General features: G+C 39.8%; 12 protein-coding genes. 7 read left to right on the top strand and 5 right to left on the bottom strand.

The window, feature by feature from the left end:
- Positions 1-51: 51 nt before the first annotated feature.
- A complete protein-coding gene (locus SJY09_RS03145) occupies positions 52-3,288 on the top strand; it encodes a S41 family peptidase (RefSeq protein WP_396637505.1) in 3,237 nt (1,078 codons plus the stop codon).
- Between the two features lie 322 nt (positions 3,289-3,610).
- Here SJY09_RS03145 and SJY09_RS03150 read toward each other — a convergent pair whose 3' ends face one another.
- From SJY09_RS03150 to SJY09_RS03165, 4 genes are all read right to left on the bottom strand, one after another.
- Entirely contained in the window at positions 3,611-4,831 is a 1,221-nt protein-coding gene (locus tag SJY09_RS03150; protein ID WP_396637506.1) for an amidohydrolase family protein, read from the bottom strand.
- A gap of 33 nt (positions 4,832-4,864) precedes the next feature.
- The gene (locus SJY09_RS03155) at positions 4,865-6,292 is read right to left on the bottom strand and encodes an amidohydrolase family protein (protein ID WP_396637507.1); all 1,428 of its coding nucleotides are present in this window, start codon (positions 6,290-6,292) and stop codon (positions 4,865-4,867) included.
- Positions 6,293-6,328: 36 nt separating this feature from the next.
- Positions 6,329-7,096: a CDP-alcohol phosphatidyltransferase family protein gene (locus tag SJY09_RS03160; protein WP_396637508.1), complete on the bottom strand. Its 768-nt coding sequence runs from the start codon at positions 7,094-7,096 to the stop codon at positions 6,329-6,331.
- 119 nt (positions 7,097-7,215) lie between these two features.
- Positions 7,216-7,803 (bottom strand): YdeI family protein, encoded by a 588-nt coding sequence (locus SJY09_RS03165; protein WP_396637509.1) that lies wholly within the window; start codon positions 7,801-7,803, stop codon positions 7,216-7,218.
- A gap of 189 nt (positions 7,804-7,992) precedes the next feature.
- Here SJY09_RS03165 and SJY09_RS03170 point away from each other — a divergent pair, with 189 nt between their 5' ends.
- The 5 genes from SJY09_RS03170 to SJY09_RS03190 are packed head-to-tail and all read left to right on the top strand — an operon-like array spanning position 7,993 to position 15,751.
- A complete protein-coding gene (locus tag SJY09_RS03170) occupies positions 7,993-10,347 on the top strand; it encodes a PSD1 and planctomycete cytochrome C domain-containing protein (protein WP_396637510.1) in 2,355 nt (784 codons plus the stop codon).
- A 2-nt stretch (positions 10,348-10,349) separates the two neighbouring features.
- A complete protein-coding gene (locus tag SJY09_RS03175; RefSeq protein ID WP_396637511.1) occupies positions 10,350-11,843 on the top strand; it encodes a DUF1501 domain-containing protein in 1,494 nt (497 codons plus the stop codon).
- Complete coding sequence (locus SJY09_RS03180) at positions 11,843-12,877, top strand: 6-bladed beta-propeller (RefSeq protein WP_396637512.1); 1,035 nt, start codon at positions 11,843-11,845, stop codon at positions 12,875-12,877. Before SJY09_RS03175 ends, SJY09_RS03180 begins: the two co-directional genes overlap by 1 nt.
- Positions 12,877-13,689, top strand: a complete 813-nt coding sequence (locus tag SJY09_RS03185; protein WP_396637513.1) for a chitobiase/beta-hexosaminidase C-terminal domain-containing protein — start codon at positions 12,877-12,879, stop codon at positions 13,687-13,689. The genes SJY09_RS03180 and SJY09_RS03185 overlap by 1 nt, the downstream gene beginning before the upstream one ends.
- Positions 13,690-13,693: 4 nt before the next feature.
- Complete coding sequence (locus SJY09_RS03190) at positions 13,694-15,751, top strand: FN3 associated domain-containing protein (protein WP_396637514.1); 2,058 nt, start codon at positions 13,694-13,696, stop codon at positions 15,749-15,751.
- A gap of 22 nt (positions 15,752-15,773) precedes the next feature.
- Here SJY09_RS03190 and SJY09_RS03195 read toward each other — a convergent pair whose 3' ends face one another.
- Positions 15,774-16,577: a hypothetical protein gene (locus SJY09_RS03195; protein WP_396637515.1), complete on the bottom strand. Its 804-nt coding sequence runs from the start codon at positions 16,575-16,577 to the stop codon at positions 15,774-15,776.
- Between the two features lie 219 nt (positions 16,578-16,796).
- Here SJY09_RS03195 and SJY09_RS03200 point away from each other — a divergent pair, with 219 nt between their 5' ends.
- The gene (locus SJY09_RS03200) at positions 16,797-17,627 is read left to right on the top strand and encodes a GLPGLI family protein (RefSeq protein ID WP_396637516.1); all 831 of its coding nucleotides are present in this window, start codon (positions 16,797-16,799) and stop codon (positions 17,625-17,627) included.
- Positions 17,628-17,630: the final 3 nt, after the last annotated feature.

Raw genomic sequence — 17,630 nt, forward strand, 5'->3', positions numbered from 1 at the left:
GCCATTTCCCTATCTTGAAAAACTTTTAAAATCTACAACGAATCTTATTTTATGAGAAACTTCTTTTTAGTCTTGACCACTTTAATTTTTTCCTTTTCAGGCATCGCGCAAATAGCGCCGCAATGGGCACGGTACCCATCTATTTCGCCAGATGGTAAAACATTAGCTTTTACTTATAAAGGTGACATATACAGAGTGCCGGTAACTGGTGGAACAGCACAACAGTTAACTTTTCATAAAGCCCACGATTATGAGGTTGTTTGGAGTAAGAACGGTAAAAACCTTGCTTTCGCTTCAAACCGATTTGGGAATTTTGATGTGTATACTATGGATGCAATGGGAGGACCAGCAACGCGACTCACATTTCATAGTACCGATGAAACGCCCTATAGTTTTTCAGCTGATGACAAGCGTGTTCTTTTTGGGGCTGCAAGGCAAGATGCCGTTACCCATAGACAATATCCAATTAGTAGACAGCCAGAATTGTATAGCGTACCTCTAGCAGGAGGTCGTGTGGACCAAGTTCTTACGGTTCCTGCAGAAGCCGTTCAGGTGAATAGAGCAGGAACTAAATTAGTATATCACGATAAAAAGGGATACGAAGATACTTTTAGAAAACATCATGTTTCTGCCATAACCCGAGATGTTTGGGAATACGATATGACCACAGGAGAACATCGGATGTTGACCACCTTTAAAGGTGAGGATAGAAACCCTTCGTACAGTGCCGATGAACAGACTATCTATTACTTAAGTGAGGAAAGTGGCTCCTATAACGTACATAAAATGAGTGTTGACGGGTCTGAAAAAAAGCAGCTAACTCAATTTAAAACACATCCTATTCGTTCGCTAAGCGTAGGTAATGGTATTATGAGTTTTAGTTATGATGGGGAGATCTATACCTTCCAGGAAGGCCAAACGCCTAATAAAGTGGCGATACTTATTAGAACTCAAAATGCTACAAATTCACTAGAGTATGTATCTATAAATGGAGGTGTGCGAGAAATGGATATATCACCGAACGGAAAAGAAATTGCCTTTGTAAGTAGGGGCGAAGTGTTTGTGACCGCTGTTGACGGTTCGTTGACCAAGAGGCTCACAAATACCCCGGAGCAGGAACGTTTTGTAAAGTTTATGCCAGACGGTAAGGCAGTGGCCTATGCAAGCGAAAGGAACGGAAAATGGACCATTTTCAAAACCGTTAAAATTAGGAAAGAGGAACCGTATTTCTTTGCAGCTACCATCTTAAAAGAAGATACATTATTGACCACAACCACAGACGTGTACTTGCCAGAGTTCTCGCCAGACGGTAATCTAATGGCTTATATAGAAGGTCGTAGAACGCTTAAAGTCAAAAATCTGAAAACGAATACCGTTACTACCTTACTTACGCCTAATGAGTTGTATCATTTTTCGGATGGAGACAAGTATTACCAATGGAGTCCGGACAGCAAATGGCTTTTGGTAGATTGGGGGGTTACACTGAGTAATAGCGAAATATTATTGATTTCGGCCGATGGAAAATCACGTACCAACTTAACGGAGAGTGGTTATTATGATGTATCACCAAAATGGGTCAATGGTGGAAATCAAATCATATGGTATGCCAACAGGAACGGATTAAAGAGTTATGCCACCAGCGGCCAGTCAGAATTTGATGTTTATAGCATGTTCCTAACCAAAGATGGATGGGACAAGTTTAATATGACAAAAGAAGAATACGACTTAACAAAGTTGATGGAAGAGGATAGCGAAAAGGAAGACACCGATACCGACGATAAAAGTGATAAAAAGAAAAAGAAGAAAGATGAAGACGACCAAAAAGATGGAGTGAAGCCTTTGAAATTTGATTTAGAGGATGTTCAAGACCGCAAAGCACGTTTAACCATACATTCTTCTAAATTGGCCGATGCTGTATTATCCAAGGATGGTGAAAAGCTATATTATCTTACCCGTTTTGAAAAGGATTTAAATCTTTGGGAAACGGAAATTAGGACTAAGAATACTAAAATGCTAATTTCCTTAGGAGCCAAATCAGGTAGTTTACAATGGGACGAGAAACAGGAAAATTTATTCTTACTTGCCGATGGGAAAATAGCAAAGGTAGATGTTAAGGCCGGTAAAAAGGAGTCTGTAAAGTTGAAGTCGGAAATGGTATTAGATGCTGATGCGGAGCGTCAATATATGTTCGACCATATTTGGTTGCGTACCAAAGGTATTTTTTACCATTCCAATTTTCATGGTATAGATTGGAAGGCCATGCGCACGGAATACCAAAAGTATTTACCGCATATTGGCAACTCCTATGAATTCGCTGAAATGGTTTCGGAGTTATTGGGCGAGTTGAACGTATCGCATGCTGGGGGGCGATTTAACGATGATATTAAAAACGGTGATGCTACTGCATCATTGGGCATTTTTATGGACTATGAACATAAAGGAAACGGTATTAAAATTGCAGAAGTCATTAAGGGAGGTCCTTTAGATAAGGCTAATTTTAAGTTAAAGCCGGGAATGCTTATCGAAAAAATAAACGGTGAAACTGTTTTGCCTTCTAGGGACATTGCTAGTTATCTCAACAGAAAAGCAGGAGAATTTATGCTTTTGGATATTGTAGGGTTAAATAACACCCGAAAGCAAATAACAGTAAAACCGATTTCAATAGGTCAGGAAAACAGACTATTGTATGATAGATGGGTAAAAAAGAATGAAAAAGAGGTTTTAGAAAAGAGTAAGGGAACCTTAGGCTATGTTCATATCCCAGGTATGAGCGACGGTCCCTACCGGACCATTTATGAGCAAATGATGGGCAAGTTTATTGATAAGAAAGCGGTAATTGTAGATACACGTTTTAATGGTGGTGGCGATTTGGTAGCGGATTTAGCAATGTTCTTCACAGGTATACCATTTCTATCTTATGAAACTGAGGATAGGGTAGTAGGTGGGGAGCCTACATCTAGGTGGACAAAGCCCACTTTAGCTATGTTCAACGAATCCATGTACAGTGACGGTTCTTGTTTCGCTAGCGGATATGTGGATTTAAAAATAGGAAAGACCGTGGGAATGCCCGTGCCGGGAACTTGTAGTTTTGCAGGATGGGAGCGTTTGCCTAATGGAGGTGTTTGGGGTGTTGTACCTGTAAGCGCAAAGAATAAAGCTGGGGAATGGTTAGAGAATAACGAGACCAACCCTGAGATTATCATTAAAAACCAACCGGATATTATCGCCGAAGGTCGTGACGAACAACTAGAGAAATCCATAGAAGTACTACTAAAAGAGGTAGAGTAGGCACGGGACAGAGGGCAGTAGGCAGTAAACAGTAGTTGCCTGTAGGTTGAGATAGTTGTTGGTCAATAGTTGGCAGTCTATAGTCGATTATTGTGCTTTTAAAAAGAGTATTGCAATTAATGTCAAAAAGGAAATAATTATACTACGCTAGGACAATTTTTGTCTTCCAGTCGAAAAAAGATGAAATTTAATTTTATTGAAAGGTAATCTCCGTGTGGATATAGCCGTAGCGAATAAAATGCGGATACCCCTTTGATAGCTATGTGAAAACTGAGTATTTATTATGAAATAGATCTTAACACGAACAACTAACAACGAACACCTAACTCCCTTCTTTATAAACTACGCCATCCTTCATTACAAATACCACCTGCTTCATATTAGAAATATCCTTTAGTGGGTTGCCTTTTACTGCAATGATGTCCGCCGTAAAGCCTTTTCTTAAGTTTCCAAGTTTATCCAAATGAAACATACGAGCATTCAATGATGTAGCTGAGGTCAGCACGGCTAGAGGTTTCATGCCATAGTCTACCAACAGTTCCATTTCTCTATAATTTTCTCCATGGGTAAAGACCCCCACATCACCACCAAAAACAATATCCACGCCAGAATCCAATGCTAGTTTAAAGGATGCTCTCTTTTTTATGATGCGTTCTGGTTCTGGTTCTTTTCCTTTGTTCCAGCCACGGTATTGCGTAATGGCATCTCCGGCCGCCAGAGTGGGGCAGAACCCTATTCCTTTTTCCTTCATTAGTTGAAACAGTTCTAAAGTAGCACCATCTCCATGTTCAATGGTCTCAACACCACCTTTAATAGCGCGTCTAATACCCTCAGGGGTACTGGCGTGTGCCACCACATATTTTCCGGCACTGGTGGCCGTCGCTACCATAGCGTTTATTTCTTCCTGTAAAAATGTAGGTTGAGAGCTGGCTCCTGTGGTCCAACGATAATCAGCATAAATTTTAATAAAATCTGCGCCCTTGCCCATTTGGCGGCGTACCGTTTCAATTGCTTCTGGGACGCCACTAGCAGGTTCGGCTCCAAGTGGTACGGTAACACCATCATGAAACCCTTTAGGTCCGTAAGCACCCGTTGCAACTATGGCAGGTCCCGCGACGAGCATCCGAGGTCCTGGAACAATGCCGTCTTCAATAGTTTTCTTTAAATAAACATCGGTATAGCCGGCCCCTTCAGCTCCTAAATCCCTCGTTGTAGTCACTCCGGCCATGAGGGTGCTTTTGGCATGCACGGTGCCGCGTATTGCCCGCTCTACCGGTGATTCCTTTAGTACTTGGTCGTTCCAATTGGTCTCATTATAAGGATGTAGTAGTAGGTGGGAATGTCCTTCAATGATACCCGGCATTAATGTTGTGCCCGTTAGCAACATTTCCGTGGTATTTTCGGGTTTGTCCAATCTATTTAATGTTCCGGCATAGCTTATGGTATTTCCCTCTACCAGTACTACCCAATCGGTATGCATCTCTTGTCCGTCAAAAACACGATCTGGTACTAACATGGTTTGCGCCTCTAGTACGGCACTCATCAGGCAGATTATAAGGAAGATTTTGTTTTTCATTTAATCGACTATTAAGGCACTTTTCAGTAATGCTTTTAACGCTACTGCAGAATAAGCATTATTATTTTTAATGAGATAATGTATCTTTTCTGTATTGTTTATTTGCTCCAAAGGATTACCGTCCAAGACAACAATATCCGCTACTTTCCCTTTTTTTAAGGTTCCATAATTCGCGTCTTTTTTCAAGAACTTTGCTCCGTTGTAAGCAGATGTTCTCAAAGCTTCAAGTGGTGAAATACCAATGGTTACCATTTCCTGTAACTCTTTATGCAAGGATACGCCAGGATAGGTGTACGAATTATAGGCACCACAATCAGAACCCGCTAATAGCCCCACTCCCGCATCGCTAAGTGATTTTGCCAATGAGCCAAAAAAGGTGTCCAATTGTTTTCGATTTGCAATAGCTTCAGGTTTGGAGTTTTTCACTCTATTTATTCTTCCCTCGTACGTTTTAATAATACCTGGCGTCATATATTTCAGATAAGGGTCCTTGGTATGATTATTTTCATCTAAATAACTCAACGTCTTCCCGATATGTAGCGTAGGAACTACGTAAACATTATTTTTTTTCAAAGTAGTAAAAGTGTTCGTTGCGGTGGTATCGGAATAACTTTCCATTAATAAAGGCATGGCATCCCAAAAACCGATTTCTCCAGATTTCATTTTATTGGTAACGTAAACTTCGTTAGAGGCGCAACCTTTCATAATATAATAGAGGTGTTCAATGGTATCAATACCTGCGTCAATAGTTTCTTCTAAGGTGACGGTAAAAGGCATATGTCCGGAAGTAATCAACCCTCTTTTTTCGGCCTCCCCTATGGTATTTAGGTAGTTTTTTCCAGAGATTCGGCTATCATAAAGTTTAACAAAATCTACAGGTATTTGCTCTAAGGAATCTAAGGCCTTTCGAATTTCCTCTTCGTTCTCCACCTCCAGCGAACCTGCCCAAGTAGCACCTTTTCCATCTATTTTTGGCCCTGATGTGAAAATGGTAGGGCCAACCAAAGTTCCTTCTGTAATACTACTTTTCCAAGCCATAACACTAGTGGTAAGATCACCGCCAGCATCGCGCACCGTGGTAATTCCATTGGCCATAAAAAGTTTCAGGAATTTTTTGTTTGCCCCAATTAGGGAATCACCACCTCTAAAATGCACATGATTGTCCCAAAAACCGGGGAGCAGATACTTTCCCTCAACATCTATTTCTAGCTTAGCCTTTAACGGAACATTGGTAGTGGTAGATTTTAGTTCCATAATCACACCATCAGTAATACCTATGGTTTGTCTAGAAATAGAGCCCGTTTCCAAGTCTATAACAGAACCGTTTTTTAAAACGATGTCATATAATGTCTCTTCCTGATTTTTACATCCTGCTATAAGTATAAATAGAAAGAGAAGGGATTTGAAATGAGCTATAGATTTAACCATTGTAGCATTGAATTAGCCATGGGAAGGTAGAAATAATTAGCGATTTATGATTCTTCTTATCACTATAAAAATCAAAATAAAGAAAGAATAACCAATAAAAAAAGGGATGATGTAATCTCGGAGTCCTAGCACCAACATACAGCCTATGACCAATAATTGAAAGCCTAGACCAAACGTAGAGACGGCGGTCATGAACCAGTTGGGAAACCTATTGCTTTCTTCTGCCTTGCGGTCCAGAGCATAAATAATAGTGTCAAAAACACCATATAGCATGCTGTAGAGGGCAAAGAAAAAATTTACACTGCTCTGGGTTTCCCCATCTAAGGCCTTTGGAATCTCCTTTTCAAATATGCGACTCGTAGTGTCCCCAGCTTTAGTATTTCTCAAAATCACATAATAATAATTATATAATGTGCCCTGTAATTGTAGTCCAAAGAAGGCCAAGGCCATCAAAAACCATGAGCCAGAGGTTACATACCAAATTGCAACGAGTATAAACAGGTTTAGGATAATATCCGCAACAGAATCAAAATAACGCCCCGTGTAGGAAGGGGTGTTTTTAATGCGTGCTAACTCCCCATCCGCCGCATCAAGGATAGACTTTAAGACCAAAAAGAATAAAGTGGCCCAATAATATTGATTTAGGAGGCATACAATAGCAACTAGGCCAGCAATTATGAAGGTAACCGTAACATGAATTGGAGTAAAATCACTGTGTTTAAGACTATTAGCAATAATTCTTGCGACTGGTCTACCATAATCCGATAAATCCAAGAATTGGTGTTCCTTGGGTAATTTTGACATTTTTCCGGGTTAAGGAGAGAAAACCAATAACGGAAACACGCTAGCTTGGTACACCCGCCTAACTTAAAGCGAAAATAATATTTAATTTACAATTAACTTACATAAAATTAATTAACCCACTATCGTTGTCCGCCGTTTCTATATTTTTCATTTAAGGCGCATAAGCGAATAATTTCTGATATTCGTTTCTGTCTTGTTTCTTCCCTTTTTGCCTGATTAAGCCAGTATAAATAGCTTTTTCGTTGTCCTTTGGTAAAACCATTGAAATTATTGAATGCTTTTTTATTTTGCTTGAATGCCAATTCAAGGTCATTAGGTATAACACCGTTCTCTACATTGTCTAAAGCTGTCCATGAACCATTAGCTTTTGCTATCGCAATAACGGCACGCCCAGTTTCATGTAATAAATTTGTTTTTTCAAGTGATTTTAAATGTTCTTTGTTCACTTTACTCCAAACGCTTTTGGGTTTTCTGGGACAGAAATATTGTCTTCTTTTTCCGTTTCCAAGGCTTTTTACGGTACTATCGATCCAACCATAACATAGCGCTACCCGCACTGCTTCTTCCCATCGCATACTTTCATTTTCATGGTCCACTTTGTAGAAAATAAGATAAATGCCCGAGTAGTTTTTATGATTAGTGTGCATCCATGTTCTAAATTCCTGGTCATTTTTAAAATAGAACTCCGGTATGTTTGAAGTGTTCATAGAATTTGCGGACTGTTTGTGTAAAAGTAAAATTTTATGAGATACTTTAAATTAGGTAGAGTCGAGCACGTATTTGATATTAATGACTTCAAAATTGTTGTTAGTCGAATTTTATACCTATTTTTTTCTTTTGTCATTAACTTTAGCTAACGATTTAAGGTAATTTTTGCTATGAAAACCGATAATTCTTTGAAAACAAAACTGTCGCTAAAGGAAATACTAATAGGCCTTGGTGTACTGGTCTTTTGTAGTGTTTACTATTCTTGCGAACAGCAACCATCTACTTCTGAAAAAGTCATTGCTAAAGCTGATATCCAAGGGATTCCAGAAAAAATTGATTTCACCTTTGATGTGAAACCTATCCTTTCTGATCGTTGTTTTATATGTCACGGTCCTGACAAGAACGCTATAGAAGGAAATTTATCGCTCCATAAAGCTGAGGATGCCTATGCGGCGTTAGGTGAAAATTTGGATAGGTTCGCTATTGTGCCTAATAAACCGGAAGAAAGTGGGTTGGTAGACCGTATTTACTCTGAAGACGCGAACTTAGTGATGCCTCCTCCGGAATCTAATTTAGAATTAACCCCTAAGGAGAAGGCCATTTTAGAGAAGTGGATAGCACAAGGTGCGGAATATAAGGAACATTGGGCTTTTATTGCTCCTGTAAAACCAGAGGTGCCTCATGTGAATGATTCGTCCTGGGCAAAGAATGAGATAGATAAGTTTGTGCTAAAAAAAATGCGCTTAAATGGTCTTTCTCCTTCTGAGGAAGCCTCCAAAGAAAAATTAATACGTAGAGTATTCTTTGATCTCGCTGGTTTACCGCCTTCTCCAGAACAGGTAGCTTCATTTGTTAATGATTCTTCTACGGACGCCTACGAGAAATTGGTAGATTCCCTACTTCAAACCGTAGATCATGCCGAACATATGGCAGCAGAATGGATGGATATTGCAAGATATGCCGATACGCACGGGTACCAAGATGATTTTGAACGGACCATGTGGCCCTGGAGAGATTGGGTAATTCATGCCTTTGACGAGAATATGCCCTATGACCAATTCGTAACGTATCAATTGGCGGGTGATTTAATGCCAGATGCCGATTTGGAGAAAATATTAGCGACCGGTTTTAATCGCAATCATAAAATTACATTTGAAGGCGGTACCATTCCAGAGGAATATCAAGTGGAATATGTAGAAGATAGGTTACAGACCTTTGGAACGACCTTTTTAGGACTCACTTTAGAATGTGCTCGTTGCCACGACCATAAGTACGACCCAATAAGTCAAAAGGAGCACTTTGAGCTATTCAGTTTTTTCAACAACAACAAAGAAAAGTATACCATTCCCCTACCGGGCGAAACCCCAGAACCCTATATCACCATAACAGAAAAAGAGGCAAATGGAGTATTAGATTTTATCAATTTCGATAAAGCACCAAAGAAAGAGGTGCCCGTAATGGTAATGTATGAGCGAGAGGAGTGGAAACCTGCTTTTATCTTAAATCGAGGCGTCTACGATCAACCTACGGATCAGGTATTTCCAGACACACCAAAATCCGTGTTATCATTTCCCGAGAATTATCCCAAAAACAGAATGGGTCTTTCCAAATGGCTTTTTGATAATGAAAATCCGTTAACGGCAAGGGTAACCGTGAATAGGTTTTGGCAACGTATGTTCGGAAACGGACTTGTGAGTTCTTCCTATGATTTTGGAAATCAAGGTGCGCTGCCATCGCATCCAGAGTTATTGGATTATTTGGCCATTAAATTTAGAGATGAAGGATGGAATACAAAAGCAATGTTGAAATACATGGCCTTATCCGCTACCTATAGACAACGTGCAGTTACAACTCCAGAGGCATTGGAACAAGATCCGGAAAATAAATTGCTGGCGAGAGCACCTCGTTTAAGACTTACGGCAGAGATGATACGGGACCAAGCCTTGGCCATTAGTGGTTTATTAACTAAGGAAGTTGGTGGGCCAAGTGTAAAGCCCTATCAACCAGAAGGTATTTGGGAAGAGACTACCGGCGGAGGTGGCGGAAGTACATCGCGCTACGTTCAAAGTGAAGGTGAGGACTTATATCGTAAGAGTTTGTATACGTTTTGGAAACGCACTGTGCCACCACCAAGTATGATGACCTTTGACAGCGCCTCAAGGGACTTATGTTCCGTAAAGCGTCAGGAAACAAATACACCACTACAGGCCTTGGTACTACTTAACGACCCGCAGTTAATAGAGGCTTCCAGAGCTTTGGCAACAGTAAGTATAGAAAAATTTCCTCAGGAAGTAGAAAAGCAAATCTCTTATGTTTTTCAAAAAGCGACCTCACGTTTACCGGACGCAGAGGAAAAAACAATGTTATTGGACCATTACAAAGACATGCAGGCGAAAATTGACAACGGAATCATTGAGGCATCCGATTATATATCCATAGGGGAGTTTACGAATGATATCGAAGTATCTGATAAGGAATTGGCATCACTGTCATTGGTAGCACATACTATTTTTAATTTAGACGAAACTATAACCAGAGGCTAGTTATGAGTGAAAAGAAAATCATAGAAGAAAGGTCGTTACTATTAAATAGAAGATCATTTTTGGGTAAGGCTGCTTTAGGTGCGGGCTCGGTTGCATTAGCTTCGCTACTTGGTCAGTCTTTCTTCAGAAAAGATGAGAACGGTATTATTACAAAAGCAAATGATTTTGGAGGTAATAATGGAATGATGAATGCCTTGCACCATGCCTCAAAGGCAAAAAGAATTATTTATCTTTTTCAAAGTGGAGGACCTTCCCAGCTAGAATTGTTCGATTACAAACCCACTTTGATTAAAAGAAGAGGTGAGGAATTACCAGAATCTATTAGAAATGGACAACGCTTAACGGGCATGACTTCTGGTCAGGATAGTTTTCCATTGGCCGGATCGGTATTCGACTTTAAGCAGTATGGTAAGAATGGCACTTACATTAGCGACTTACTTCCGTACACTGCTAAAATGGTCGATGAACTTTGTATTGTAAAGTCCATGTATACCGAGGCCATTAATCATGACCCTGCCGTAACCTTTTTTCAAACAGGTTCACAACAACCAGGTCGTCCTAGCATGGGTTCTTGGTTGAGCTATGGTCTTGGTAGCGAGAATAAAAATCTACCGGCCTTTACCGTTTTATTGTCTAGAGGTTCCGGTAGGCCAAACGGGCAGCCACTATACACCCGATTATGGGGTAATGGATTTCTGCATTCACTGCATCAAGGCGTACAGTTTAGGGCGGCAAAAGACCCCGTTCTCTATTTGAACGACCCTAAGGGAGTTACCAAAGAAGGTAAAAGAGCCATGTTGGATAAATTGGCGGAACTAAATGAAAAACAGTTCACGGAATTTGGAAATCCAGAAATACAGAGTAGAATAGCGCAGTATGAAATGGCCTATAAAATGCAGACCTCCGTACCTGATGTAATGAAGACGGACGATGAGCCCGATTATATTTATAAAATGTACGGAGCTGATGCAAAAATACCTGGTACTTATGCAGCTAATTGTTTATTAGCTAGAAGATTGGCCGAACAGGACGTACGTTTTATACAGTTGTACCATATGGGTTGGGATCAACATGATAATTTGCCAGGTGCAATAGAGAAACAAGCAAAAGATGTAGACCAAGCTTCTGCGGCATTGGTGGCCGATTTAAAACAACGTGGTCTACTAGAGGACACCTTGGTCATATGGGGCGGAGAGTTCGGAAGAACCAATTATTCCCAAGGTTTGCTTACGGATACCAACTATGGACGTGACCACCACCCAAGATGTTTCACCATGTGGATGGCCGGTGGCGGAATTAAGCCAGGTGTAGTGTATGGTGAAACGGACGAATTTGGATATAACATCGTAAAGGACCCTGTCCATGTTCACGATTTCCAAGCTACCATGTTACACTTATTGGGTATAGACCATGAAAAACTAACATACAAATACCAAGGTAGACGCTTCCGACTTACGGATGTTGAAGGTCATGTTCTAAATGATTTATTGGTTTAATGAAAAGAAGAACTTTCGTTAGGAATACCGGTATGCTAACCACAGGACTTTTAAGCGGTCTTGCTCAAGCAAATACATTAATGACATACAAAGACGTAGTTATTGGTCATAATTCGCATCAATATAAAATAGACTTGCAGTGGGGAGCACTGAATTCTAATTTCTATCCGGTAAACGATTGTCATGAAATGGTACAGGATTCTCAAGGGAGAATATTACTACTAACGAACCATACCAAAAATAATATAATCGTCTACGACCGTTCTGGTAAATTGTTAGAGGTATGGGGTACCGACTATCCTGGTGCACATGGACTCACATTACATGTAGAAAACGGTGAAGATGTGCTTTATATCGCCGATAATAACAGACACGAAGTAATAAAAACCACCATTAATGGTAAGGTGATTCAGGTGTTTTCGTATCCCAAGGAAACGGGAAAGTACAAGAATAAAGAAAGTTACATTCCTACGGAAACAGCAATAGCACCCAATGGTGACGTGTATATTGCAGATGGCTATGGCGAACAATATATTATGCATTATAATGCTTCTGGAGCACTTTTAAATGTATTCGGAGGCAGGGGAGAGGAGGCACATCATTTTGATAATGCGCATGGTATTTGTTTGGATACCCGTGATGCTGCGAATCCGACATTACTGGTTACTGCCAGACAACAGAACAAATTGAAACGTTTCACGCTTAATGGTGAGTATATAGATGCTATTGATTTACCTGGTGCCTACATCTGTAGACCCGTTTTACATGAAAAAGATATTTACTTGGCTACTATTTGGTCCGGTGATGGCTCTGAGGGAACAGGTTTTATAAGTATCCTGAACGAAGAAAATAAACTTGTTTCCGCTCCTGGCGGTTGTGAGCCCATTTACGAGGAACAGCAATTGAATCCTATGTATCAAACTTTGAAAGTGTTTCATCACCCTCATGACGTATGTGTAGATGAAGATGAAAATCTGTACGTAGCGCAATGGAACTCTGGAAAAACATATCCAATTAAGTTATATCGCGTTTAATGTTGAAAAAAATAGTCCTCTTTATAGTTGGTGCTTTGCTTTTATGCGCTTGTGAGCAAGACAAAAAGGCTACAATTCAGTATGCGGCGGATAATCTCTTTGAACTGGCCGCTCCAAAAATAGTGGTGGATTCGTTACTTTTTAGCAAATCGGCAAAAGTTTCGGCAGTATTTCATATGAAGGATGCTCAAGTTAGATATACTACTGACGGCAGTCCTGTAACTTCAAAATCAAACTTATATACGGAACCCTTGCTTGTAGAAGAAGCAACACAATTTGCATTCTGTTCATTCCACCCGGATTACAAGAAGAGTGAAGAAGTGTATACCAGATTAATACAATTACAACGTAATATTTCAAATGCTCAGGTTACCCTAGACCCAGCACCACATTCTAACTATACAGGAAATGGTGCTCAAGGACTTGTAGACTTGCAAAAAGGGACGCTACAGTTTAGAGGAACGCACACCTGGCTGGGCTTTCAAAACGACCAAATAAGTATAAAGCTAGATTTTGATAAGGAGCTTCCTATTTCAAAACTTATTGTAAGTACCTTAAAAGACCATGGCTCATGGATATTTGCACCCCAGGCAATTGAAGTGCGTGCTAAGGGCCGTAAAATAGGAGAATTAAATCTTGACCATCCTACAGAAATGGAACCTAAGCAAATAGAACTTTTGGATATTTTCGTAGCCGAAGCGTCTTATAAAAATATAGAAATTAAGATTGATTTAATGGAGGAGATTCCTGAATGGCATCAGGGCAAGGGAACGGTTCCGTTTTTATTTATCGATGAAATTTTAGTAGAATAACAGCATGACATATCTCTTCATAAATATTGGCAATTTTCATCCTGTACTGGTTCATTTACCCATAGGGATTATAATTTTTGCCTTCATCCTAGAAATCTATCAAAGAATACGACCAAAGGAAAACATTGGAGGCGTTATAAAACTTGCAATCGGGTTTGGGGTCTTAAGTGCCCTAGCATCAATAGGAACAGGGCTTTTACTGGAATCTAACGGAGCCTATGACGAAGAATTATTGTTTAGACATAAGTGGATGGCGATAGGCCTTACCGCGGTTATGGTTATCCTTTTCTTTGCCAAGAATTCGAAACAAAAATTACTAGCTGCTATTTATTTTCCCTTATTTATTGCGGCTAATATTATGCTAACATTAGCCGGTCACTGGGGAGGTAGTATGACGCATGGCGAAGATTTTCTGACCAAGGAAACGTCCTCAAAAAATAGAGGAATTGAAAATATTGATAAAGCTTTGGTATACAATGATGTGGTACAGCCCATTTTTGATGCCAAGTGTGTAAGCTGTCATAACCCAAAGAAGGCCGAAGGTAATTTACTGTTAACATCACAAACGGAAATCTTGGCCGGTGGTGATACGGGCAGCATATTGGATTCTAGCGATTTAGGAAAACCTTTACTCGCACACAGGATGGTTTTGCCACTAGAGGACGAAGAACATATGCCGCCCAAAGGGAAGGTACAGTTGACACCAAACGAGATTGATTTAATTCATTGGTGGTTGGAGAACGAAAACTGTTTTGATTGTATTACCGCTGATTTGGAACGTAACAAAAGAATTCAGGCGCATTTGAATGAATTGGAGGAAGATACTTCTACAAGGGCCGTGTTGGCTAAAAATCTGGCCCCTGCCTCTGAAGAATGGTTGGCGAACCTAAACAATTCGGGAATACCAACGTATCCATTAAATGAAGAAAGCCCTTTATATATGGTTAATTTGGCAAATAGAAAGAATTTAGGCGAGGAAGTTTTTGATATGATAGCCGAATATGGAGAAAACGTTGTTGAAATGAATTTAGGCTATTCTAATTTTAGCGATTCACTCGTTGCCGTGCTGCCCAATTTTGAAAATCTAACTAAGTTACAACTACAAAACACAGGTATTACGGATAAAGCACTTGCTGAGGTTAAAAAGCTAGAAAAGTTAGAATCTTTAAACCTGTATGGCACTGCAATTACGGATGCCTCGCTAGCCGATATTAAATCGCTTACAGGTCTTACCGATTTGTATTTATGGCAAACCGATGTGACTGATGAAACGATAACTACAGTCCTAGCAGAAAATAATAATTTGACGGTACATACGATTGATGCCGATATTTTCGAGGCAACTGAATTGTTACCACCAACGATTATTACCGATTCCTACTTTGTTAAGGATAAATTGACGGTTGAGATGAGTTATCCGTTTGATGATACGGCAATGTTTTACACCTTGGACGGGTCAATCCCAGATACCACCGCTACCCGTTATGAATCGCCCATAGTGCTGACTAATACCACAATATTAAAAGCTATAACTTTTAAGGAAGGTTGGGGCCAGAGCGATGTTGTAGCCGCCAATTTTAAGAAGAGGACCATTGATTATGATAAGATTACCCTTAATAAACCTCCACATGAGAAGTATACGGCAAAAGGAGCAAAGACCTTGATAGATTTAGACCGTGGCACTCGAAACTTTGTAGACGGGAAATGGTTGGGGTATGAAGGAACGCACTTTGATGCAACCATAGCATTTGATGAAATCAAAGAAATTAGTTCCGTTTCTATTGGAGCGCTTTCGGGCCCCAGTGATTATATCTTCTATCCGGTAGGTTTTAATATTTTGGTATCCAATGACGGTAATACATTTAAAAAATGGCATACCGTTAAGTTGCCCGAGCAGAAACCTAGTTCTGAAATTACGATGGACTTTTTTGATTTAGACTTTAAGAAAACGAATGCCAAATATGTTAGGGTAGAAGTGAAGAGTGTTCTAAAGAACCCACCTTGGCATCAAAACCCGGGAGCTAAGAGTTGGGTGTTCATCGATGAAATCGTTATCAACTAAAAAGACCATTGCATTTTTACTTTCATTGGTCACTTATTTTATCTAAAAACGGAGCCATTTCTAATAAGGTAATATCATCTCGTTTTTGCAATTGCCTTAGCATCCATCCTTTATGCCCCGCACCATAAACAATTAAAAACTGTTTTCCCTTGTAGCGGTGTTTTTCTAGGGCTTTTTCAATATTCCAATAATGGGCAATGTTGATGTTCTCCCAACCACCGAGCCCTAATTCTACATTAAAAAGTCTATTGTAGGTCTGTAAGGCAATATCCTGTATACTATCATAAGTGTGGGTGTGAATGAAGTAGGGGTCGTTGACCTTACCCGTAGCGGCGTAAAGAGAATCGGTACGTTTATTAGCTTCGGTATATGCTTGCCAGTCCTTCGTTCTACTGGTATCTTGGCTTATTGCCCTTAATTTAGCTCTACGTTCGTCGGCCATGGGTTTTGTCCAACCAGCGGTTGGTATAATCTCAAAATCTAGCGTTTTGGTCAGCGGAAAAATAACATCTACATATTCCGGAAAACGGAGTACCCTAGGCTCTGAGATACTATCGTCCATTTGAAATCCTTCCATAGCAGCTTTCATCCTATCTGGTGGAATCTCGGCCAAAATATAATCTGGATTGATCGCTCGTACTAATTTATCCAGATAAATCGTATTATACACGCTATCCGTAAGGTGTCCGCCATGGATGGTACCTAAGATTAAAACTTCGTTCTTGTTTGTTGCCTGGGATGTTTTTGCTTGTTCAGTACAGTTAAAGCATAACAAAGAACTTGCGAAAATTATAAAAGATGAAAGCCGAACAACAATTTTATTCATAAAACAGATAGTTAAATTGAAATGCAAAGATTCCTTATACAGCGTACTAAAAGTAGGTTAAAAATTCATATTAAGGGAAGTGTTATCCATCGGTCTTTTTTATGTTCTAATGATTAAATACCCATACTTGGTGGATTACTGTTAATATTATGATAAACACATCAAAGCTGTTTAATCTTTCCATACTTTCGTTAAACAGCTAATTTTCAATCATATCTCATGAAGACAATATTTTTTAAATTAACCTTACTGGTTACGGTTTTGCTTTTTTCTTTTAAACCAGATGTTCAAGAATTTCAAGGTCAGGCATTTTACTACTCCAAATCTAAGATGGAACTAGGGGGTTGGGGGGCACGAATGAGCGAAGCTCAGAAGAAGCAGGTCCAAGCTCGACTTAAAAACAGATTGGAAAAAACCTATGTCCTAGATTTTAACAAGGAAGCATCCGTTTTTAACGAAGAAGAAAAGTTGGATGCCATTTCCGGTGCAACGGACTCTTGGGGTAATAACTTTTCAAGAGGTGAACAATACAAGAACATTAAGGAAAACGCTTTGGTACAGGCCCAAGAGTTTTATGGGAAACGTTTTTTAATAAAAGATAAGCTTCAAGAAATAGAATGGAAGATGGGTTCAGAGTCTAAGCAAATAGGACAATACACTTGTTTTAAGGCAACGGCAAACATACCTACCAAGGAGTTAAGTTGGTACGATTTTTCTTGGGGAGATTTACGGAAAGCTGAGAAAAAAACGGATTCTACAGGTGCTGTTATAACGCCTGAAATAGAATTAACTGCCGTAGAAGCTTGGTATACCCCTCAAATACCTGTAAGCCATGGTCCGGGTGAATATTGGGGACTTCCGGGATTAATATTAGAGGTAAGTGCCGGGAATACCGTAATGCTTTGTGCCAAGATAGTTATGAACCCTAAGGAGAGTATCGATATCACTCCGCCGAACAGGGGTAAGGAGATTACTAAAAGTGCTTATCAGGAAACTGTTAAGGGTAAAATGTTAGAAATGCGTAACAATCGCGGTAGAAGAAGAAGTTAAAAA

It is taken from the genome of Maribacter sp. R77961, from assembly GCF_044594925.1.
GTDB lineage: Bacteria > Bacteroidota > Bacteroidia > Flavobacteriales > Flavobacteriaceae > Maribacter.